Raw genomic sequence first — 21773 nt, 5'->3', positions numbered from 1 at the left:
CATGTTCAATTTTTTATATTTCAAATCAAGTGTGGATTATCCTTTAGTTTCAGTGTCCACAGCTTTTTTAGCTTCTTCCTCTTCAGAAAGTTTAGCTTCTTCTTTGTCCTTCTTTCTTTCGGAAAGACCTTCTTCGATAGCTGCACCAAACGCTTTCACTAGCAAGGATACGGATTTGAATGCATCGTCATTGGCAGGGATAGGGAAATCAACCTCGTTCGGGTTAGAGTTCGTATCAACCAATGCGAAAACAGGGATACCAAGCTTCTTTGCTTCAGCAATTGCAATGTGTTCTCTCTTGATGTCAACAATGAAAAGTGCTGCTGGAAGTCTGCTCAAGTCTGAGATACCACCAAGTACATCTTCCATTTTGTCTTTTTGACGGGAGATCATCAAGCGCTCTTTCTTAGCTAAGTTAGCATAAGACTCTTCCTTCATCAATTTGTCCAAACCGGACATTTTTTTCAATGATTTACGGATAGTAGCGAAGTTGGTCAACATACCACCTAACCATCTTTCGGTTACATAAGGCATGTTAAGACGCTGAGCTTCTTGTGCTACTAGGTCTTTAGCTTGTTTCTTAGTAGCTACGAACATCACTTTTTTGCCTGAGCGTACTACTTGCTTGATTGCGTTAGATGCTTCGTCGAGGCAAGCAAGCGTTTTATTTAGATCGATGATGTGGATACCATTTTTCTCCATGAAAATGTATGGAGCCATTCTTGGATCCCACTTTCTCGTCAAGTGTCCGAAGTGAACACCAGCATCTAGTAAGTCTTTATATTCTAATTTGGCCATAATAATATTTTTATAAAAGGAAGAACTTCCGGATTAACGTTTAGAGAACTGGAATTTTCTTCTTGCTTTTCTACGTCCTGGCTTCTTACGTTCAACCATTCTAGGGTCACGAGTCAAGAAACCTTCTTTTTTCAATGCTGGTCTGTGCTCTTCGTCAAATTGACATAAAGCTCTAGAGATAGCCATACGAGCAGCTTCCGCTTGCCCTTTGATGCCACCCCGTCTACATTGATCTTAATATCATAATTACCCTCCACGCCAACAAGAGCCAATGGCTGCTTCACAACGATCTGGTGAAGATCAAATGGGAAGTAAACTTCGATTGACTGATTGTTTACGGAGATTTGACCACTTCCTGGAGCCATGTAAATTCTGGCTACAGAGGTCTTTCTTCTACCGATTGTATTGATCATTTCCATGATTTAGCGATTAAAGAGTGATAGTTTTAGGCTGCTGTGCTTCGTGCGGATGTTCAGATCCGTTATACACGTACAAGTTGCCGTATAATTTTCTTCCTAATCTATTCTTAGGTAGCATGCCTCTTACAGCTTTCTCAACCAAGATAGAAGCAGACTTGTCCTTCAATAACCTCGGTGTAGAAATGCGTTGTCCTCCTGGGTATCCAGTGTGTCTCACATAAACTTTGGAGTTCCACTTATCACCAGTCAAACGGACTTTGTCTGCGTTGATTACGATGACATTGTCACCACAATCCACGTGAGGAGTAAAGCTTGGCTTTGTCTTACCTCTTAAGATTTTTGCGACCTCACTTGCCAATCTACCCAAAACTGCAGCTTGGGCATCCACTACGACCCATTGCTTTTCTACAGTCGCGGCATTGGCTGATACGGTCTTATAGCTCAAAGTATCCACTGTGTAACTGTTTAATTTTTAGCTTGTTAAATTTATTTCACCCTCAAAAAGGGACACAAAGATAGAAGTATTTTATTTTTCATGCAAAATATTTTGAATACTAAGTCCTAATTTTCATTGGCTTAGCCCAAAATCCCCTTCTAGAGATCGATTTTCCATACTTTTTATTTTGAATTAATTGGGTTAAGCGGTTTTAGCTAATTGTTTGACCAATACCTGAAAATCTTTCGGATAAGGTGCTTCAATTTTCAGCTTTTTACCATCCAATCCCTCAAATCCAATAGAAAAGGCATGGAGAGAAACCCGCTGCATGATAGGTAACTCTTCTGTGTCCTTCTTAAGATTGAATCGGCGCTTGAGTGAAGAAAGTAATAAAGGCTTGCCTCCATATAAAGTGTCCCCACATATTGGTGACTTCAGGTAAGCCAAATGAACACGGATCTGATGCAATCTGCCCGTGACAGGTTTGCATTCTACCAACGTATGCGCATAATATGTTTTCAACGTATTGAAATAGGTCTGCGCAGGCTTTCCATCTTTAGTGACTTTGGCGATTCCTTTTTTAGTAGCGGCCAGGTTTCGATCTACCAGTTCATTCTGGAAATCCTTTATCCCTTCCACTACCGCATGATAGACTTTGTCTACTTTTCTGTTTTCAAACTGAATAGCCAAATGCCTGTAGGCCTCCGGATTCTTGGCAATCACCAGGCAGCCTGACGTTTCCTTGTCCAGTCGGTGGCACAGTTGGGCATCGGGAGTGTGTGCCTTGGCAAGGTCAAGTATGTTCTGCGCTTCGTGCCTGTCGTCTAAGCTCGATAGGTACGGTGGTTTGTTGATTACCAGGTAATCCGCATTTTCAAACAGAATAAGTTTTTGAAAATCAATTTTCTTCATGGATTCTCCTGCCTCTTCAAAGAGGGTGCAAAAGTAGGTAAAAATCATTGTGAAGAAAAGTATTCAAAAGGATTTGAGTAACTTAAATTTAATGTTTCTTTCATTAATCCTTTAATTTGTATTTGGCTATAAAAAATAAGTTGTCTTCTATTTTCTTTTTTAATGCTGGATTAATTATCCTTTTAGAGATTTCTTGATCTAGTTCTTCATACCTATGAATACTAAATATTGTATTGTTTTTCATTCCTCTAAGTTGGAAGTAGGATAGCATTCCATCAATATTATTGACATATTCCCCTACCAGCCATGTCTTTTTATTTCGAATGTTATTTATAAAAAAATAAGAATACCCATCCTTTCGGATTTTACCGGACAAATAATCTCCATTAAACATAAGGTAATTTTGGTTAAATGCTTTTTCCCCTACATTATTTAGTGCTTCCACAGCCTCGTCAAATTTATCAAAATGTTTATTTTCTAATTTAAAGTCTCCTAGTTCAATTAAAATCTTCTTCTCTAAATTGTAGTTTTTGTCAAAAACATAAACCGTATCATTAAAGCTATGCGAAAAAGCTAATTTTTCATTTTTTCCGATTTGAAAAACATTTCGTTCAAAAAGGTAAGGTGTACTTATACCCTTAGGAAACGTGTGTTTTAATATTTGCTTTGATGTTTCTTGAACAGGATCTTCTAAAAATAGGATGCCTTCTTTATATCCCGTGCCAATTAATTCAGGTGCTGATACCTGTGGAATATAGATCAGAAATTTACCATCATCTAAAGGAATATGCTTATAATAAACTACATCTGTACGATGTTCGCCCAGGAAATTTCCTTTCAGGTCATAAAAAATGATTTTACTGACCAAGCTAACAGAAATTATCTGTTTTATTGGATCAAAACCAAAATCTGAGATATGAGTATATTCACCTGGTCCATCTCCATAATAATCAATGGATGAAAGAAAACTCCCTAATGTATCGTATATATTAATGCTTGGTCTAGTCGAAATATCCCCAGCAATAATAAGGTTATCGGTTAAAATCAATTTATCAATATTCCCTAAAAAATGAGGAGGTTGATCTTGGAGCGGAATATATTCAATTGTGGAAGCTATCTCACAAAGATTTTCAATTACATTCCCAAAATCAATTTGAATCCGCTCCAAGGAGTCATTGTCCGATTTTTGACAAGAAATCAATAATATGAATATGGACAAATAACTAAACCGCATATTAAGCTATTTGACAAGCCTCTTCACAAGGAACTTGATCCGAGATCACACAATAGGCTGTTCCAGTGAACCTGCATTTCTCCACAACACTTCTACACCCTTTTATATATTCCCCACAAATATCCGGTTGCTTATAAATCTGAGCATTTACAATTCCCGTTAGGCTCAAGGTGCCAAAAAACATAAAAGTTGAAATTAAATTCTTCATTGTAAACTATTTTTAGTGAAATGAAGTTTTTAAAAAAATAACTAAAATCCAAAGTGTATAATTAAAAACATTTTCATTGTAATGGTAATCAAGCCTTAACTATAGATACGGTTTCTTTTACTAAAGGAAGTGAAAAACTAAATATCGACCCCTTGCCCACCGTAGAGCTCACAGATATTTTGCTTTTATGTCCTTCAAGAATATGCTTGACAATTGCCAAGCCCAAACCGGTTCCACCCTCTTTTTTGGATCGACTTTTTCGACTCGGTAGAATCGCTCGAAGATACGCTTGAGGTCCTCAGGCGGGATTCCTTGTCCATCATCCTTGATGTCCACCTGAATACTGTTCTTGCTGGTCTTCAACGTTACCTTGACCTCTCCTTTATTATTATTGTATTTGACAGCATTGAAAATCAGGTTTTGGCAAACCCGATAAATTTTTTGCCTGTCAGCGGTCGTAGTGTAATTTTTGCCTTCCTCGTAATTGAATTTGATCTCCACATCTCTTTTGGAGGCTTTGTGTTCCAATTGATCGATTACTTCCAGGATGAGATCCTTTAAATCAAATTGGGTAAAGGTGAATTTAATCACTCCGCTTTCCATTTGGTTTAGAGTTAATAAATCCTGAACCAATACATCCAAGGAGTCCAAACTCTTTGCGGCACGCTTTAGAAATTTCATCCGCACCTGTTTATCGTCAATTGCACCATCCAATAACGTGAGGATGTATCCTTGGGTAGCAAAAATCGGAGTTTTTAATTCGTGGGAAATATCTGCAATGAACTCCCTTCGAAACTCCTCATTTTTTTGAAGCGTTTCGATTTCCTTCTGCTTGGTCAAGGCATAAGAGTTGATCACTTTATTGATTCTCCTTAAAGGAGATATGGAGGATTTCGAATACTTGTCGCTGATTTCGGAAAAATCCTTCTTTTGTATTTTTTCCAATAAGGAATAAATATTTCCGATTTCCTTAAAGACTAGAAATTCAAATGTAATATTGGTCAATAAATAGGCAACAGAGAAGGAGATTGCCCCAGCCACCAGCAAGATGGTGGTGTCGACTGCATTTAATAAGGATAGAAAAGCAACGACCATCGCAGAGATGGCCAATGCCAAAATTAACGCAATACCCCGGGAATTAGTTAGCATATTAGCCTAGGTCGAACTTGTATCCTACTCCTTTTACAGTAGTGATATAGTCCTCTCCAATTTTTTCTCTGACTTTTCGGATATGTACGTCGACGGTTCTCGCGAGAACAAACACATCTGCTCCCCAGATATTTTGAAGAAGTTCATCTCTACTAAAAACCATATTAGGGTTTTTAGCTAGGAAATACAATAATTCAAATTCCTTCTTCGGCAAGGTGATGGTTTTTCCCGATTTATCGATCGTATAACTTCCTCTATCAATAATCAAATCTTTGATTTTGATCTGAGTTTGTTCTTGTTCTTTTTGGATTCTCTCCTGAATAAGGCCGCAATCCTACTCATCAAGGCTCTTGGCTTTATAGGTTTGGTGATGTAGTCATCCGCTCCTACATCAAATGCAGCCACTTCTGAATATTCTTCCATTCGGGCAGTCAAGAAGATGACAAATGCATTTTTTAACTCGGGAATTTGACGGATCTGCAAACAGGTCTCCACGCCATCCTGCCCTGGCATCATGATGTCCAAAAGAATGACATCCGGTAAAAATTTGGAGGCCACTTTCACCGCCTTAATTCCATCTTCCGCAGTAGCCACTTCGTAGCCTTCTTTTTGCAAATTGTATTTTAGGATTTCTACAATGTCTGGCTCATCATCTACTACGAGAACTTTTATCTTTTGCTTATCGCTCATGCTAGCATTTCTTAATAATTCGCTTAAAAATAAGGAATATTTAAAGATTGAAGCCAAATAAAAAGCGGGATATGGTAGCGCTTTTTTAGGTTTCCAATGATTTATTCTGTTTTTAAAAGGAGAGGTTAAGCAAAGGTTAAGTGAATCTTACTTAATTGTTTCTTAATCCCTTTGCATTGATGATGTCAAAATTCAATGAACCTAAAAATAGATTGGCCTTAATTTTAACAGGGATTTTATTCTGATCCTTAGTAACCCATACTTTTACTGGATACTCTCCTCGAAACAATTTGTTTTTGGGGAGTTGGGGAGAGAATATATAAGTCTCTTTCTCACCAATTTCGGTTTCCAGCTTTTCAGTGCCCTCATATATTAACTTTATGTTATATATCTCTTTGTCAAAGAAACCTTTGATTAAAACCGTTTCTCAGGCTTGAGCTTTCTTAAATCCAGTGTTCTTAAATAGTAAAATCCGCTGACCAAATCCTGGACTGTTCCTGGCAAATCATATTCTTTCACGCTCTTGAGCGTCCTGTTGTCCTTTTCATAGAGTTCTACCAATGCTTTATTATTGGCTTGGTCAAAGTACACTTTTTCATGTTTCCTGTACTTTCCCTCTTCGATATGTCTATACGATACGGAAGGTTGAATGGTATTGGTATCCAAGTAGGTTCCCCAATTGTCATTGACTCTTCCGAAAATCGTTGCGGCTCCTTTGGTCTTTCCATACACATCTATTTTATAATGGGGACGGTTGTTTTGAGTTTGGGAACGTCTATTGATTTGCAACTTCGCATCCGCAAGATTCAGCCATCCATAGCTCACTTCAAAGTTGAGCTCTTCACCAAAAGTGAAGGCCTCATTTGATGGGTATTGTTGGGAAAATGAATTGGAACTCCACAGAATTAGGATCAAGAAAAAAATTCCGGATAGTTTTCTCATAAATTTTATTGACAATACCTGACAAAAATTAAGTTTTTCATAAGGTATTACGGAAAAAGCGTCGTTTGGTGAATAAAATTACGAATTTGCCCATCGAAAACAATGGCTGATCCTTCTTTGGTTATCGCATGTTGTTTAACTAAATTCACCTACAATAGATTCTTAAAATAAAACTCATGAGTAATAACGCAGAAAAACTAAAAGCGCTCCAACTTACCATTGATAAATTGGAGAAAACCTATGGAAAAGGTACTGTGATGAAGCTTAGCGACAACAAAGTACTGGATATTCCTGCTATTTCCACAGGCTCTCTTGGATTGGATATGGCACTAGGTGTAGGAGGGATTCCGCGTGGCCGAGTGATCGAAATTTATGGACCGGAATCTTCTGGTAAAACCACACTCACCATGCATTGTATCGCTGAAGCCCAAAAGGCCGGAGGTTTAGCTGCGTTTATTGATGCTGAACATGCATTCGACAAAACCTATGCCGAAAAATTGGGGATTGATACAGAAAACTTGTTGATTTCCCAACCTGACAACGGGGAACAAGCCTTGGAAATTGCCGAACATTTAATTCGTTCTGGCGCCATCGACATCATCGTAATTGACTCTGTAGCTGCCTTGGTTCCCAAGGGAGAACTGGAAGGAGACATGGGAGATTCCAAAATGGGATTGCAAGCTAGATTAATGTCTCAAGCCTTGAGAAAATTAACTGGCGCGATCAATAAAACAGGATGTTCCTGTATCTTCATTAACCAGCTGAGAGAGAAGATCGGGGTGATGTTTGGGAATCCTGAAACCACCACTGGGGGTAATGCATTGAAATTCTATGCCTCTGTCAGACTGGATATCCGTAGAATCGGCCAAATCAAAGAAAGCGCTGACAATATTTTAGGAAACCGTACTCGAGTGAAGGTGGTGAAAAACAAAGTGGCTCCTCCTTTCAAGGTCGTAGAATTTGATATCATGTATGGTCAAGGGATATCAAAAGTGGGAGAGATCATTGACCTGGGTGTAGAGTTCGATATTATTAAGAAGGCAGGATCCTGGTTCTCCTACAATGGGGAAAAGTTGGGACAGGGAAGAGATTCTGTGAAGAACCTTCTTTTGGATAATCCTGAGTTAATGGAAGAATTGGAAGTGAAAATTAAAGCAGCAGCAGGATTAGGAGCGGTCGCTGAAGAAATAAAAGAATAAGTGAATACTATTCGTGAAATGAAAAAGGGAAGCGTCAAGCTTCCCTTTTTTTGTCTTATAATTAATATTCTTATGTCGTTCTGATGGCTTCCACAGGATCCATTCTGGCAGCAAGTGTGGCTGGAACAATCCCGGAAACTACCCCAATAATGGAGGAGACACCCAGGCCAAGCACAATATTTTTAAAGGATAAAATCAGCTCCAAACTACCCAGCTGAATAAAGCTCAGGCCAAACACGATCAAGATTCCGGTGGCCCCTCCTATTAAACTTAGAAAGACCGATTCAAAAAGAAATTGGAATAGAATAAAGTAGTTTTTAGCACCCAAAGATTTTTGAATACCGATGATATTGGTTCGCTCCCTGACTGACACAAACATGATGTTGGCAATACCAAATCCTCCTACCAAGATGGAGAATCCTCCAATCACCCAGCCTGCAATAGAAATTACATCGAATATAGAGCCGATGGCATTTTGAATAAATTCGGTCTTATTCAAGGCGAAGTTATCCTCTTCAGTAGGTTTCAGGCCTCTTTTGGCTCTGACTAATCCTGTTAATTCATTTTCCAAGGCCACCAAACCGATATCATCTTCTTTTCCTTTTGCGGCTATGGTCGGTTCAATTCCATTTTTCCCTGTGTAAAACATTTTACTGAATGCTCCATACGGAATCACGCAAGCTTCGTCTTTGGATGGTGCATCAAAAAGTCCTTCGCCTTCCTCTTCAAAAACTCCAATGACGGTGAATTTGATTCCTTTGATCTTTATTTCCTTTCCTAAAATCGGGAGGTTTGGATACAGGGTGTTAGCAATTTTTCTACCTACGATGGCCAGGTTTCTGGAAGCGTTGATCTCAGACTCCAAGAAAAATCTTCCTTCCTCTAAAGGTAGGTCATAAACGTCAGGGTAGGTGTATTCCACTCCGGTCAACTGCATACCTTGATACGCGTTACTGCCTGCTTGAACGGTAGTGCTGGCAGATGCAGAAATAGTAACCGCTTCAGCGGATTTTAAACGCTCTTGAAGAAAACGATATTCCGAGAGGGTCCCGGAGGTCTTCGGAAATATTTCCACCAAGGATAGTCCTGAGGTCCGCTGGCAAAAGGAAAGCGATCCACCCGCATCACGTTGGTTCCCAAAAATGAAAAAGAAGATTTAATATTATTCTCTAAAGAATCTACTAGTGTAAATACAGCGATGATGGCAAAGATGCCGATCGTAACCCCTAATAGAGAGAGGATAGTTCTAGTGATATTGGCTTTTAAGGCAGTTACTGCGAACCGAAAACTCTCCCAAGTCAATTGGAAAAAGAGCATGTTTAATATAGTTGGTTAAAACAATTTGTTAAGATAGCTGAAATTGGGCATTATTGTTATTATCTTTGCATTTTTTAGAGTTAATCTAAAATAAACAAATCAAGCTCAGACTACTAAAGCTTTCCTATGAAATTATCGGATTTCAAATTTGACGTTCCAAAAAAACTGGTTTCCCTTTATCCAACTGAAAACAGAGACGAATCCCGTCTGATGGTATTGCACCGCGACACAGGGGAGATCGAACACAGAGTTTTCAAAGATATCGTAGAATACTTCGGTGAAGGTGATGTTTTCGTCACCAACGACACCAAAGTATTTCCTGCCAGGTTGTACGGAAACAAAGAAAAAACAGGTGCAGAAATCGAAGTTTTCTTATTGAGAGAACTGAATTCTGAACTGAGACTTTGGGATGTCCTAGTGGATCCTGCTCGAAAAATCAGAGTAGGAAATAAATTGTACTTTGGAGATTCTGACCTCGTGGCAGAAGTCATTGACAACACGACTTCCAGAGGAAGAACTATCCGTTTCCTTTTTGATGGGACGGAAGAAGAATTCCATAAGACCATTGATTCTTTAGGTGAAACTCCTTTGTTGAAAGAGTTTATCGAAAGAAAAGTAGAAGCAGAAGATAGAGAAAGATATCAAACTGTATTTGCAAAGAATGTAGGAGCAGTGGCAGCGCCTACTGCAGGTTTGCACTTTACCCCGCATTTATTGAAGAGATTAGAACTTCAAGGAGTAGACGTAACTCCAATTACCTTGCACGTGGGATTGGGTACTTTCCGTCAAGTTGATGTGGAAGATTTGACCAAGCATAAAATGGATTCAGAGAATTACAGCATCCCTGAGGAGACTGTAGCTTTGGTAAACAGGGCCTTGGATGAGAAAAAGCGAGTGGTGGCAGTAGGTACTACTTCTTTGAAGACGGTAGAATCCTCTGTAACTGCTAACGGTCGGTTGAAAGCTAGCGCAGGATGGACCGATAAATTCATCATTCCTCCTTACGAGTTCAAAATTGCAAATGCCCTGATCACTAACTTCCATTTACCTGAGTCTACCTTGTTGATGACTGCAGCAGCATTCGGAGGTTATGATTTGGTGATGAAAGCATATAAAGAAGCCATCAAGGAAAAATATCGCTTCTTCTCTTACGGAGATGCCATGTTGATCCTCTAATAAATTGAAAGCTCCCTCAGGGAGCTTTTTTTATTTCTTGATGGTTTGATAATTTGCAGTGAAAATCTAATCGGACAGATTTAGATATTTTTGTTACAAAATTCACAAAATGAACAAAGCAGCGGTTATTGTTGCTGGAGGTAAAGGCACCCGCATGGGAGCACCAATTTCCAAGCAATATTTGCCAATTGGAGGTGAGCCTGTATTGATGAGGACTCTTCGGGTTTTTCATGAGGTAGATCCCTCCATCAAATTGATTCTTGTCATTCCTGGTACCGATTTTTCTTATTGGGAAGCATTATGCGACCAATACCAATTCCAAATACCACACGAACTAGTTGCTGGTGGAAATTCAAGGTTTCAATCGGTACGAAATGGCTTGGATACCCTGACATGGGAAGAAGGGTTGGTAGCAATCCACGACGGGGTTCGTCCTTTTGTGAAAAAAGAGGTGATTGAACATTCCTTCCACGAAGCTCTGCAATCCGGAAGTGGCATCGCCGTCATTGCGCTGAAAGACTCCATTAGAAAGCTAGGAGATGATGGAAAGTCTTGTTACCAGGAAAGACAGGATTTTAGATTGGTGCAAACGCCTCAGACCTTCTTGCTTTCTAAAATCAAAAAGGCTTTTCAAGTGACTGAAATCCCTCAGTTTACCGACGATGCCACTGTTTACGAACACCAGGGCTGGCAAGTGTCTTTGATAGCAGGGAATTTGGAGAACATCAAAATCACCACTCCGGAAGATTTGGCCTACGGGGAATTTTTGCTTTCTCAGGGAAAAGCAAAATGACCTTAGCATTTTTACCGACTTTTTAGTGGCGCTTACCGACTCGTGACTTTATCTGACCTATTTGTCGTTTCCGGATTAAGAGCATAGAGATACATTTGATTATTAATTTTAATCAATGCACTCATGAAAAATTATTCTTCTCCACGCAACGACGGAGGCATCATATTCGGATTTGTTATCCTGATAATCGGTGTTCTTCTTTTACTTAAAAAAGTAGGTATTTTTATTCCTTCTTGGGTCCTCACTTGGCCGATGATATTAATCGCTATAGGTTTGTTTACCTTGATCAAGCACGAATTTAAAAGTCTTTTTGGTGGCTTTATGCTTTTTCTGGGTTCCTATTTCTTATTGAGAAATGAGTTTGGTTTTAGTCTCGCCTTAGACCGATATATTTTCCCAATCGCCTTAATTGTACTGGGAGTGTACCTGATTACCAAAAAGAAAAAAGAACAAGATTTGATTCGGGATATTCAGGCCAAATGGCAAGTCAATCAAAAGAAAAGCACGTTGGGGAGTTCCAATGAAGAGGTCGTAGAAGATCCTTCTGATCCCAAAACGGATACCGGAGCTGGAGCTAAATCAAGTTTTGGAAACATGTCCGGTACCTCCTTTTCGGATACGCTAAACATCGATGCCATCCTAAGCGGGGTCAATAAGCGAATCTTGACCAAGAACCTCAAAGGAGGTAAATTGACTGCTGCCTTCGGCGGGATTGATTTGGATTTGACTCAAGCGGATATTCAGGGACCGGTAACCATTCAGGTGGATGTTATTTTTGGAGGTATGAAATTGGTAGTACCGCCGCACTGGGATGTTAGATCGGAGGTTAGCAATATCGCTGCTGGCATTGACGATAAGCGTGTGTACAGAGATTCAATGATCGATCCGGAGAAAGTGCTGATCTTAAAAGGAACCGTGCTCTTCGGAGGTTTGGAAATCAAATCTTATTAATGAAATTCGGTCCAACTAAAGCAAAGAAATTTTGATTTTTAAGGCGTTTACAAAACCCCAGCTTATCAAATACATCATCTCAGGAACCGCCTTTGGTTGGTTTCTGGGATGCTTTTTTATTTTGAGAAACTTTGGAGTGGAAGCCAATCTTGCCTGGCCGGATGCGCTGGCGTATACTGGAGTGTTTTTGGCTGGGGTATTTGTACTGGAGATCATTTTTGGATTTTACATGCCCAAAGGAAAAAACAGTTGGTTGCTTTTCAGTATTCCCTTGGTATTGAGCTTAGTAGGAGTCCTGGTGCACAAGATGATTCTTCAAAGGCTCTTTAATGAAGAGGTATTTTATTTAGAGCTGCTTCAGGAGAGTTTTTACCTCCGTTGGGCATTTTTGGCCGTACCTGAAATTCTGGTAGCGGTTATTGCCTTAGTGATCTCCAAATTGGAGCTCCAGGAGGAAACGCAAAAAAGAGAAGCCACAATCAACCAACTTTCCAGGGAAGCTGAGTTGACTTCCATCAGGCAGCAATTGCAGCCGCATTTCTTGTTCAATAGTTTGAATTCCATTAGTGCCCTAGTGGTATCCCAACCTCAAAAAGCTAGGGAAATGGTACTCCAACTCTCCGATTTCTTGAGAGGGACCATTCGAAAAGATCATAAAGAATGGGTAAGTCTGGAAGAGGAGTTGGGTTACCTGAAAATGTACCTGGACATCGAGCGTGTCAGGTTCGGACATCGCTTGCATGTGGAGATCGATTCCGGAGAGCTCTCAGAGGAGTTAAGGCTTCCGCAGCTCTTAGTTCAGCCCTTGTTGGAAAACGCCATTAAACATGGTTTATATGGCCTTACAGGAGACGTGGATATTCAGGTCAAAGCTTTCAAGGAACAAAATTACCTGATGATCCAGATTGCCAACCCTTTTGATGAAGAAAGCACTCCCTCTTCAGGGGTGGGATTTGGATTGAGTTCAGTCAAGCGAAGGCTTGAATTACTTTTGGAAGAACGGATTTGCTGAAGACAGATTCCAATGCAGGGAGATTTACAGTAACGCTTAAAATTCCACAATTGAAATGATCAAAACACTAATCATAGATGATGAGCCATTAGCGGCTTCCATCGTACAGGAATATTTAAAAGCATTTCCACAGTTTGAAGTGTTGGAAATATGCCAGGATGGGTTTCAGGGATTAAAAGCTATTCAAACTCATCAACCGGATCTGATTTTTTTGGATGTTCAGATGCCTAAAATCACCGGCTTTGAAATGCTGGAATTGTTGGATGAACCACCGGTAGTCATATTTACCACTGCTTTTGATCAATATGCGCTCAAGGCATTTGATTCGAAAGCGATTGATTACTTACTGAAACCATTTTCCCAAACTCGGTTTAATCAGGCGATTGAGAAATACCTCAATCAATCCCCTGAGGTTTTACAAGAGGGGGTAAATCAACTGGCGGAGAAAAGCACACGATTGGTAGTGCGGGTTAAGAATGAAATCAAGATCATCCCGATCAAAGAGGTGCTGTATTTTGAAGCTGAAGACGATTACATCGCCATTCATGTGAAAGATGGGAAATACCTGAAAAAGATGACCATGAAATCCCTGGAAGAAGTATTGGATCCCTCCAAATTTTCAAGAGTACATAGGTCTTTTATGGTCAACTTAAATGAAGTGACCCAAATTGAACCCTATGAGCGGGAGAATTTCTTGGTTAAGCTCAGAAATGGGAAGCAAGTGCCAGTCAGTAAATCGGGTTATTCTCGACTTAGGCAGGTACTAGGATTATGAAAAGTAGAAAGCCCCAGGCTAGCCAGGGCTCTCGATTTAATATTCGTCCTCGTTAAAGAAGAAGTCGTCTTTGGTCGGATAATCAGGCCAAATTTCCTCAATTGTTTCATAAGGTTCGCCGTCATCTTCTAATTCCTGGAGGTTCTCGACCACTTCAAGTGGCGCGCCAGATCTGATGCCGTAATCAATTAACTCATCCTTGGTCGCAGGCCAGGGAGCATCTTCTAAATAAGAGGCAAGTTCAAGTGTCCAGTACATAGTGTTTATTTAATTAATAGGTGTTCCGGATTTTAATAGGGTTGCAAAATTATCTTTTTTTTGAAATATGTAATCAAGTACTGATTATTTAAAAGAAAGTTGTCTCAAAATATAATTTTTTACATCCACTTTTCTTTTCAGTCCTGAAAGTTTTTTTCGCATCATAATCTCAAAATCCTGAGTCTGAACGCGGAAATTATCAGAATTACTCTGTGCCGTGTCCAATTCAGTCTGATCTCTATGAAGCAGATCTTTTAATAAAGCAATTTTTATTTGTTTTTGTTCTTCTGCAGGTTTTTCGTCAAAACCCTCGTATTTACCGTGTACGAGTTTTTCCAAAAAAGCTTTCTCGAAAACGATATCCATGAAGAATTGGTATGATCTTGCCGTCAAATTCACTTCTTTCGGCTTTCTCATCGGAAGTTTCTTCCATTCTTCCTGAATTTTTTGGCTTGACCGATCAATTCATAGGTGGTTGGCTGACCTGCCAGCTTCTTGATTTCGTCTGTCAGCTGCTCCGCCTTTCGAATAATCTCTCTAGGGTGCATCGAAGGTCCTGGATTCAAGGTCCGCTTGTATCTGGAGAAAATTCGATTATTAAGTCTGGAAAATTCATCCCATAAAGGTTGACGTTTTTCAGCAGGGACTTTTCCGGATGCTTTCCATTCCTTTTGAATTTTTTTACTGATTTCAAAAGCTACTTTGGCATCTGGGAAATCATGCGCCTCTCTGGCTTGCACCACCAAGGCTTCATATACTTTGATATTTTCTTCCGCCTGTAGAGCCAATCCTTCGTAATAATGTCTTCTATTCTCGAAGAAATGCTGAACGGCATCATTGAATTTCATTTCAATCTCCTCTTCCAACTCTTTTTCCACCGGACCTGTTTTGATCCAACGCATTTTGAGATCCTTGTAAGCCTCAGTGGTTTCTCTCCAGTCCGTGTTGTCTTTCATTTCTTCCGCTTCCTGAATCAATGCTTTCTTCACTTCCAAGTTTTTGGAACGGTTGGCCTGGATAATTTCACTTAGGTATTCTTCTTCCTTATTGAGTTCCTCAATCAGCGGAATAAAATCGCCCAAGGCATCCGCTTGCATCAAGGAATCTCTCAGATGAATCAACTTCATCAAAAAAGAACCTTTGTTTTGGTTTTCTTGAATATCGGATTTTAGCTTTTCGACCTTCTCCTTGAGTTGATCGAATCTCGCTTCAAAATAGCTGATCGTGGAGGCTTCGTCTTCCTTAACCTCTCCAATCACTCTGTCATCCTGACCTAAAAATCCTTTTAAATAAACTTTGTTATCCTTTATATATCCATACGGATGCTCCATTGCTCTACAGTAGGTTAGGTGGTCGTTTCCAATTTTTGGCAAATTAATTAATTCAAAAGCACTTATCCTAAGAAAGGGGTTTTTTTGCCATCTTTACCATTTAGTGAATTTGTAACGCAAAATATACCACATGAGTGCAGAAAAATCATCTTTTCTATGGCTGGAGTCTCAAAAATCTATCCGCCGCAGAAAAAAGTATTAAAAGATATCTATCTCTCATTTTTTTATGGAGCCAAAATTGGGGTCCTCGGACTCAACGGTTCCGGTAAGTCTTCCTTGCTGAAAATCATCGCCGGGAAGGATAAAGAATACCAAGGTGAAGTAGTTTGGTCTCCAGGTTATTCCGTAGGAATGCTGGAGCAGGAACCTCAATTAGACCCTTCTAAGACTGTGAAAGAGGTGGTGGAAGAGGCTGTAGCCGAGACGATTGCTTTGCTAAAAGAATTTGAAGAGATCAATGAGAAGTTCATGGATCCTGCCTTGATGGAGGACCCGGATGCCATGGATAAACTGATCACCAAACAAGGAGAGGTACAGGAAAAACTGGATGCTGCCAACGCTTGGGAGCTCGATGTCATGCTGGACAAAGCCATGGATGCTTTGCGACTTCCTCCTAGTGATGCCAACGTAGCCAACCTTTCAGGTGGTAAAAAAGAAGAGTGGCACTATGTCGACTTTTATTACAGGAACCGGATGTCTTGTTACTTGACGAACCGACCAACCACCTGGATGCTGAATCGGTACACTGGTTGGAGCAACATTTACAGAATTACAAAGGAACGGTCATTGCCGTGACACACGACCGTTATTTCTTGGATAATGTGGCAGGATGGATTTTGGAACTGGACCGTGGGGAAGGTATTCCTTGGAAAGGCAATTACTCTTCTTGGTTGGACCAAAAACAAAACCGATTGAAGCAGGAAGAGAAAACAGAGTCCAAACGTCAGAAGACTTTGGAACGGGAGCTGGAATGGATCAGAATGACTCCGAAGGCCCGTCAGGCCAAAGGAAAGGCACGTTTGAGTGCCTATGATAAATTGGTAGGAGAGGAAGCCAAGGAGAAAGAAGCGAAACTGGAATTGTTTATCCCACCAGGACCACGTTTGGGTGCCAAAGTGATTGAGGTAAATGGTGTTTCTAAGGCCTATGGAGATAAACTCTTGTTCGAAAATCTGACTTTCGCTTTGCCACAAGGTGGGATTGTCGGAGTGATCGGCCCCAATGGTGCAGGTAAATCCACCCTTTTCAAATTGATTACAGGACAGGAGAAACCAGATGCCGGTAATTTCGAAGTAGGAGAGACTGTACAACTAGCGTATGTAGATCAGGGACACGATATTTTGGACCCTAATAAGACGGTTTATCAGACCATTTCTGAAGGAAATGAGCTGATGAAGCTAGGTAACAAGGAAGTGAATTCAAGAGCTTATGTATCTAAATTCAACTTCGGTGGAGGAGATCAAGAGAAGAAAGTGGGAGTACTTTCCGGTGGAGAGCGTAACCGGGTTCATTTGGCATTGACACTAAAAGAAGGCGGCAACTTGTTGTTACTCGATGAACCAACCAACGACTTGGATGTGAATACCCTGAGAGCTTTGGAAGAAGCTCTGGAGAACTTCGGAGGATGTGCCGTAGTCATTTCCCACGACCGTTGGTTCTTGGATAGAATCTGTACGCATATTCTGGCTTTTGAAGGAGATTCTGAAGTGGTATGGTTTGAAGGAAACTTCTCCGACTATGAGGAAAACAAGAAGAAACGACTGGGTGATGTGACGCCGAAGAGGATTCGATACAAAAATCTAAAATAAGAAGTCAGAAAGCTGAAAATAGTCGCAGTGTGCAGCTTGCCTACCGGAGGTAGGTCTAAGTGTTCAGTGTTCGGTTGCTAGCCTTTGGGCAGGAAGTTCAAGACTAACTTTACACAAAAAAACCTTTGAAGAGAATCCTATTTGAAGTCGAATTAGATCAGAGATAGGAAACTCCTCAAAGGTTTTTAACTTTTTTATGTTTAATAGCTTTAGACAAATGAAATCCCATGGGCTCCGCAGATTTTGGCCACTTTTTCAAAGTCAGGTGGACCTGCAGGTAGTTTTGCCAATTCCCTAAACATATGTTCTATTCCAGACGGAAAAGCACTTGTGATCATTTTGGCTTTTTCTGTTCCCACTACTTTCCAGGAATGAGGGATGTTTTTTGGGGCAAAAGCAATGTCTCCAGCTTCAAGTACAGAAACTTCTCCATCGACCATGATTTCAACCTGGCCTTTGATCACTCGAAAAATCTCATCTTCCTTGGTATGGATATGTGGAGGAATACCCACTCCAGGATCTACATCGTCTACCCATTCCACTATTTGATTTGCTGTTTCGCTTCCGATCAATTTATGGGTCTGAATATCTCCGAGTACGTTGAGCACTTCTCCTTTTTTATCCTTGATGATTTTTGGATCGAGCTTATCCGAATAAGCGTTTTTTTAGATCGAATATTGCTTTTAGAAATTCCTGGAATGATTGCCAGTCCAAGTCCTAAACCTGATGTTTTAATGAATTTTTTTCTGTCCATGGTTAAATTTTTTCGTTTGTAGTTTGGACAAAAATAGAATTCCTTAACCCCTAGGGTATTGTGAAAAACTCGGTAATCCTTTAGAATTTTACCCTAATCAACTTTTTCTGATCTGGGAGGGAGTGAGCCCCGTCATTTTTTTGAGATAGTAGCTAAAATAATCCGGTGATGAAAACCCTAGCTCATAGCCCACTTCTTTGATGGTTTTGTCTGTGAATTTCAGATTTTGCCTTGAACGCATGACCAACTGTTCATCAATCAGTTGTTTGGCATTGACTCCCAAAACTTCCTTTACACATTCGTTCAGGTATTTATCTGAAATATGGAGGGAGTTAGCATAATAACCCACCTCATGGTATTGGGTTACATTTCGGTCAATACTTTTTTTGAATTTATACACCAAAGCAGATTTTGCATTATTGTCGGTAATGACCGATTTGATATTGCATTTTCCATCACAGTATACAAAGAAGGTATTCAGCAAGGATAAAATGGCTTCCTCCCGATGTTTTAAGTTGGTACTGATCAATTCATCGAGCATTTCCAATATGGATTGTACTCTTAATTCGATGCCTGGAGAAAGGTTTATTTTGGGTATTTCATCTACATTAAAAAGCCTGACCTCTGTAATATGAAGATTTTTGAAAATAGGGTTATTCAAAATCTGTTTAGGAATTAATAGCACGTATCCTGAAAAGGCGGAAGTATCTTTTTTCAATATTTCCCAATCATAAGTTGGGTTGAGAAAAAAGATAGCATTAGACACATTTGTATAGACAGAATCATTGATTTTTATTCCCTTAACTCCATTTTTAATCCAGCAAACAGCATAACAATCATCTTTTTGACTGGATGTCATTTTGCCAAGTATGCCTGATATTTTTAAGTTTTCTAGTTTCACTTTTTTCTGAACCCCGGTGATTTAATTTGGTTTTACAAAATGGGTCAAAATTGAAGCTAGGCTAAGCAACAATAGTTTTGAAATTAAAATGTCCCTTTCATCCAAAATGTAGAACTTTTTAATGCTCAATAATAAGGATAGTCTTCCTACAGTCCAAGTACTTAGAAGGGTCCACAGTTGGATTTTAAAAATTAGTGATAAGTTCAGGATTACAAATCCTGAACAGCAAGGAATTGCAAGGATAACCTTTGAGGTCTTTGGAACCTCGAAGGTTTTATTTCAATTAGATAATCGCAGTTGGCAGCTTGCCTGCCGGAGGTAGGTTGGCAGTAGTGAAATCAGGTCAATTATTGGTTTTCGTAATTCCTTGGTAAAAACTATCTAGAAACAAAGAATTGTGAGTTTCATTCTTATAAAATTCAGTGGTCAAACTTACTTTCTGGTTCTTCTTTAGCTCTGATATGAATTCTTCAATTTTGCTTTTGTGGAATTCTGGGATAGGCTGATAGGTTAAATGAATTTTTACCTCCTTCTGTAAATTACTGTTTTTTAGTTTATGAATAACTTCTCCATTGCTAAACCAAATTGATGGGTCGTAAATATGAATCACTTCAAAAGGATGATTTAAGGATAAGATATATCCCCCAAAATAACCTCCATAAGAGTGACCAATCAACGTTTCGTAATTATTGGTGGGATAGTTGTTATTTACTTCAGGAATCAATTCATGAATAAAATAATCATAGAATTTCATGCCCTGTCCAGAATTTGAATCATTGTACCAAGTTGAATCAACTTTCTCACCATCATATTCAATTCTTGATTGACTAAAAGTTAGGTCTCGACCTCTTTTTTCTTCCCAGTCAATATGGGGAATACCAACGATGATTGAGTTTTGAATTTTCCCGTCTGCACCTAAATAAAAAGTGATGTTTCTTATTAAGTCAAACCTCCATTCAGCATCTAAGACATAGATGACAGGGTAGCTTAATGTATCTGAATAATTTAGCGGTAGGCTTATCCAATAGCTTCGTTCTTCTTGTAAGTATTCAGAATGTATTTTGTGCTCAATGGTTCTGTTGATACAGATCGTGTCTTGAGCCATCGAGAACTGAGAAATTAAAATCAATCCAAATACAAGTAATCCTTTCATATCGTTTTTTATTGTAGGCAACACGCGTGTAAACCTAATCATCTAAATCCTGTTCAAAGCTATCTACATGGTTTTCAATTGTATTCATTCAGTGTTTAATAATCCAAAATAAGGATTTCAATGTCTTCCATCTCTTTTTGATCCCAAGAGTTTTTGGTCACTAGGTTAGTGGTATATTGAATTAGTTCTCAGTGGTCAGTGTTCGGAAGTCAGTTTGCTTTCTGGGGGTAAGATGAACGTATTCAATTGAGAAGTTTCAACTCAAGGATCAATCTCCACTACCATTATTTCTGCTCTGCTGCATCGATCGGGTGCACGTTGAACGATAAAGGTTCTGTCGTTCGCTTTTAAAAAAGGAAGGGGCTCCTTTGGCCCCTCATTACTCATTTGATAGGATACGGTATCTAAAAGTAAGATGCCATCTGAACTGTCTAAGTATCGTATTTCAAAGGTGATTTTACTAATATCTTCCTCGCTGTTATTCACAATTTCAAATCGAGCATTGTTATTTTCAATCTCTATAAAATCCGCTTCGATTTTTTTACTGGAACATGCAACTAATAAGAGGATGGATAATAAAATTAATTTACTCTTCATTGCTGTTTTTCTTGTTTAGTACAGTTAGCAGGTTTTCAATACTGAGTCTCATTTTGGTGTTTTGGTCGGATCGGAAATAATAAGTCCGTAAAATAGAAAGCGCTCTATTGTTGAACAACCTGTATTGTTCTGATTTGAAGTCAAATAGCCAATTATTGAGGGTTTTGGATTCGTCGGATGGGAGATCATTAAACGAAAGAATATCTACCGCATTTTCAAATTCGAGATCACTTAAGACATATTTTTGGACCACTTCTTCCCTGTTTTTTTCATAAAAATCCTGCGTGGCTTTATATTCTAAAATGGCATTTTTTATCTCTTGGTTAAATAGCTCTAGGTTGCCCGTATTAATAATATCATCGATGGTATAGGCAATACTTTGGTAGAAATCACCGTAATAGTTCACTTTTTCCATTTCTTGAATGACTACCTCATATTCCTTATCTGGATTTTTGAAATAGGAGAGGTAATCATTGATGTCTTTCTGCATTTTCTGACATAAGGTATCTAGCTGATTAATCCTCATCAAATCAGCGTTCAGCTCTGCAATTAAGGTCACTTCGTAGTTTTTGGCTTTGCGATTTTGCTTAAAACTTTCATTTGCATTGTTGATCTGAAGTGCTATTAAAATTCCTATGACAACGAGTAGGATCTCCCCAAGGGCATATTTTAGGTATTTTCCCGTCTGACCCTTTACCAGCAAGTTTTGTCTAATTTTTCGGAAGAATTTTATCATTGATTATTCATTAGTAAAATGAAGCACTTCACTTGTATTAGCCGAGTTCAACTATTCCCTGGATGAACATGTCGGTGGGATGATAGTGGGTTAGTTGGTATTGAACTCAAAATAAGGATTTTAGGGGGTACTTCACGAACTGGCTCCAAAAGTTTTTGATTTCAAAATTTAGGATATCTTTCTAATTGATGAAAATGTCCTATTTCAAATTTGTAGGATGCTTG

Annotated in this window: 21 protein-coding genes and 5 pseudogenes; 7 read left to right on the top strand and 19 right to left on the bottom strand. The window is 39.3% G+C overall.

Annotated elements, in window-relative coordinates; translation table 11 throughout:
* Window positions 1-36 precede the first annotated feature (36 nt).
* The 10 genes and pseudogenes from rpsB to V8V91_RS20880 form a co-directional block, all read right to left on the bottom strand.
* Complete coding sequence (gene rpsB, locus V8V91_RS20925) at window positions 37-798, bottom strand: 30S ribosomal protein S2 (RefSeq protein WP_373397042.1); 762 nt, start codon at window positions 796-798, stop codon at window positions 37-39.
* Between the two features lie 33 nt (window positions 799-831).
* Window positions 832-1217 (bottom strand): annotated as a pseudogene (gene rpsI / locus V8V91_RS20920) (30S ribosomal protein S9).
* A gap of 10 nt (window positions 1218-1227) precedes the next feature.
* Entirely contained in the window at window positions 1228-1671 is a 444-nt protein-coding gene (gene rplM, locus V8V91_RS20915) for a 50S ribosomal protein L13 (RefSeq protein ID WP_074222894.1), read from the bottom strand.
* 183 nt (window positions 1672-1854) lie between these two features.
* Window positions 1855-2565: an RluA family pseudouridine synthase gene (locus V8V91_RS20910; RefSeq protein ID WP_074222895.1), complete on the bottom strand. Its 711-nt coding sequence runs from the start codon at window positions 2563-2565 to the stop codon at window positions 1855-1857.
* 103 nt (window positions 2566-2668) lie between these two features.
* Entirely contained in the window at window positions 2669-3733 is a 1065-nt protein-coding gene (locus tag V8V91_RS20905; protein ID WP_373397041.1) for a 6-bladed beta-propeller, read from the bottom strand.
* Between the two features lie 67 nt (window positions 3734-3800).
* Complete coding sequence (locus V8V91_RS20900; protein ID WP_373397040.1) at window positions 3801-4007, bottom strand: hypothetical protein; 207 nt, start codon at window positions 4005-4007, stop codon at window positions 3801-3803.
* 88 nt (window positions 4008-4095) lie between these two features.
* Window positions 4096-5156 (bottom strand): annotated as a pseudogene (locus tag V8V91_RS20895) (sensor histidine kinase).
* Window position 5157: 1 nt separating this feature from the next.
* Window positions 5158-5846: pseudogene (locus V8V91_RS20890) on the bottom strand (response regulator transcription factor).
* Window positions 5847-5997: 151 nt separating this feature from the next.
* A complete protein-coding gene (locus V8V91_RS20885) occupies window positions 5998-6219 on the bottom strand; it encodes a DUF3108 domain-containing protein (RefSeq protein WP_373400770.1) in 222 nt (73 codons plus the stop codon).
* 41 nt (window positions 6220-6260) lie between these two features.
* Window positions 6261-6788, bottom strand: a complete 528-nt coding sequence (locus V8V91_RS20880) for a DUF3108 domain-containing protein (RefSeq protein WP_373397039.1) — start codon at window positions 6786-6788, stop codon at window positions 6261-6263.
* A gap of 176 nt (window positions 6789-6964) precedes the next feature.
* Between V8V91_RS20880 and recA the strand changes: the two genes are divergently transcribed.
* Window positions 6965-7987, top strand: coding sequence for a recombinase RecA (gene recA, locus V8V91_RS20875; protein ID WP_074222899.1), 1023 nt, complete (start codon window positions 6965-6967; stop codon window positions 7985-7987).
* A gap of 70 nt (window positions 7988-8057) precedes the next feature.
* Here recA and V8V91_RS20870 read toward each other — a convergent pair.
* Window positions 8058-9304 (bottom strand): annotated as a pseudogene (locus V8V91_RS20870) (ABC transporter permease).
* A 126-nt stretch (window positions 9305-9430) separates the two neighbouring features.
* On the opposite strand from V8V91_RS20870, the gene queA reads away from it, so the two are divergent.
* From queA to V8V91_RS20845, 5 genes are all read left to right on the top strand, one after another.
* A complete protein-coding gene (gene queA, locus V8V91_RS20865; protein ID WP_373397038.1) occupies window positions 9431-10480 on the top strand; it encodes a tRNA preQ1(34) S-adenosylmethionine ribosyltransferase-isomerase QueA in 1050 nt (349 codons plus the stop codon).
* 109 nt (window positions 10481-10589) lie between these two features.
* Window positions 10590-11273, top strand: coding sequence for a 2-C-methyl-D-erythritol 4-phosphate cytidylyltransferase (locus V8V91_RS20860; RefSeq protein WP_373397037.1), 684 nt, complete (start codon window positions 10590-10592; stop codon window positions 11271-11273).
* A gap of 123 nt (window positions 11274-11396) precedes the next feature.
* Complete coding sequence (locus V8V91_RS20855) at window positions 11397-12224, top strand: hypothetical protein (protein WP_373397036.1); 828 nt, start codon at window positions 11397-11399, stop codon at window positions 12222-12224.
* Window positions 12225-12255: 31 nt separating this feature from the next.
* Window positions 12256-13236, top strand: a complete 981-nt coding sequence (locus V8V91_RS20850; RefSeq protein ID WP_373397034.1) for a sensor histidine kinase — start codon at window positions 12256-12258, stop codon at window positions 13234-13236.
* Between the two features lie 55 nt (window positions 13237-13291).
* Window positions 13292-14011, top strand: a complete 720-nt coding sequence (locus V8V91_RS20845) for a LytR/AlgR family response regulator transcription factor (protein ID WP_373397033.1) — start codon at window positions 13292-13294, stop codon at window positions 14009-14011.
* 36 nt (window positions 14012-14047) lie between these two features.
* Here the strand turns inward: V8V91_RS20845 and V8V91_RS20840 are convergent, their stop codons facing one another.
* From V8V91_RS20840 to V8V91_RS20830, 3 genes are all read right to left on the bottom strand, one after another.
* A complete protein-coding gene (locus tag V8V91_RS20840) occupies window positions 14048-14269 on the bottom strand; it encodes a DUF2795 domain-containing protein (protein ID WP_008202749.1) in 222 nt (73 codons plus the stop codon).
* Between the two features lie 84 nt (window positions 14270-14353).
* Window positions 14354-14686, bottom strand: coding sequence for a hypothetical protein (locus tag V8V91_RS20835; protein WP_373397032.1), 333 nt, complete (start codon window positions 14684-14686; stop codon window positions 14354-14356).
* Window positions 14683-15600, bottom strand: a complete 918-nt coding sequence (locus V8V91_RS20830; protein ID WP_373397031.1) for a DUF349 domain-containing protein — start codon at window positions 15598-15600, stop codon at window positions 14683-14685. The genes V8V91_RS20835 and V8V91_RS20830 overlap by 4 nt, the downstream gene beginning before the upstream one ends.
* Before the next feature lie 156 nt (window positions 15601-15756).
* Between V8V91_RS20830 and ettA the strand changes: the two are divergent.
* Window positions 15757-17408: pseudogene (gene ettA / locus V8V91_RS20825) on the top strand (energy-dependent translational throttle protein EttA).
* A gap of 209 nt (window positions 17409-17617) precedes the next feature.
* Here ettA and V8V91_RS20820 read toward each other — a convergent pair.
* The 5 genes from V8V91_RS20820 to V8V91_RS20800 all read right to left on the bottom strand — a co-directional run bounded on the left by V8V91_RS20820 (window position 17618) and on the right by V8V91_RS20800 (window position 21516).
* On the bottom strand, window positions 17618-18016 hold the full coding sequence (locus V8V91_RS20820) for a cupin domain-containing protein (protein WP_373397030.1): 399 nt from the start codon (window positions 18014-18016) through the stop codon (window positions 17618-17620).
* Between the two features lie 243 nt (window positions 18017-18259).
* Window positions 18260-19021 (bottom strand): helix-turn-helix domain-containing protein, encoded by a 762-nt coding sequence (locus V8V91_RS20815; protein ID WP_373397029.1) that lies wholly within the window; start codon window positions 19019-19021, stop codon window positions 18260-18262.
* A 385-nt stretch (window positions 19022-19406) separates the two neighbouring features.
* Window positions 19407-20216 carry an alpha/beta hydrolase gene (locus V8V91_RS20810; protein WP_373397028.1) on the bottom strand — a complete coding sequence of 270 codons (810 nt, stop codon included), beginning with the start codon at window positions 20214-20216 and terminating at the stop codon, window positions 19407-19409.
* Between the two features lie 261 nt (window positions 20217-20477).
* On the bottom strand, window positions 20478-20813 hold the full coding sequence (locus tag V8V91_RS20805) for a hypothetical protein (protein WP_373397027.1): 336 nt from the start codon (window positions 20811-20813) through the stop codon (window positions 20478-20480).
* Window positions 20803-21516, bottom strand: coding sequence for a DUF6090 family protein (locus V8V91_RS20800; protein ID WP_373397025.1), 714 nt, complete (start codon window positions 21514-21516; stop codon window positions 20803-20805). The genes V8V91_RS20805 and V8V91_RS20800 overlap by 11 nt, the downstream gene beginning before the upstream one ends.
* Window positions 21517-21773: the final 257 nt, after the last annotated feature.

The organism is Algoriphagus halophilus (genome assembly GCF_041729275.1).
Classification (GTDB): Bacteria; Bacteroidota; Bacteroidia; order Cytophagales; family Cyclobacteriaceae; genus Algoriphagus; species Algoriphagus halophilus_A.
The sequence above is the reverse complement of the archived record's forward strand: the minus strand, read 5'-3'. Positions and strand labels throughout refer to the sequence as shown.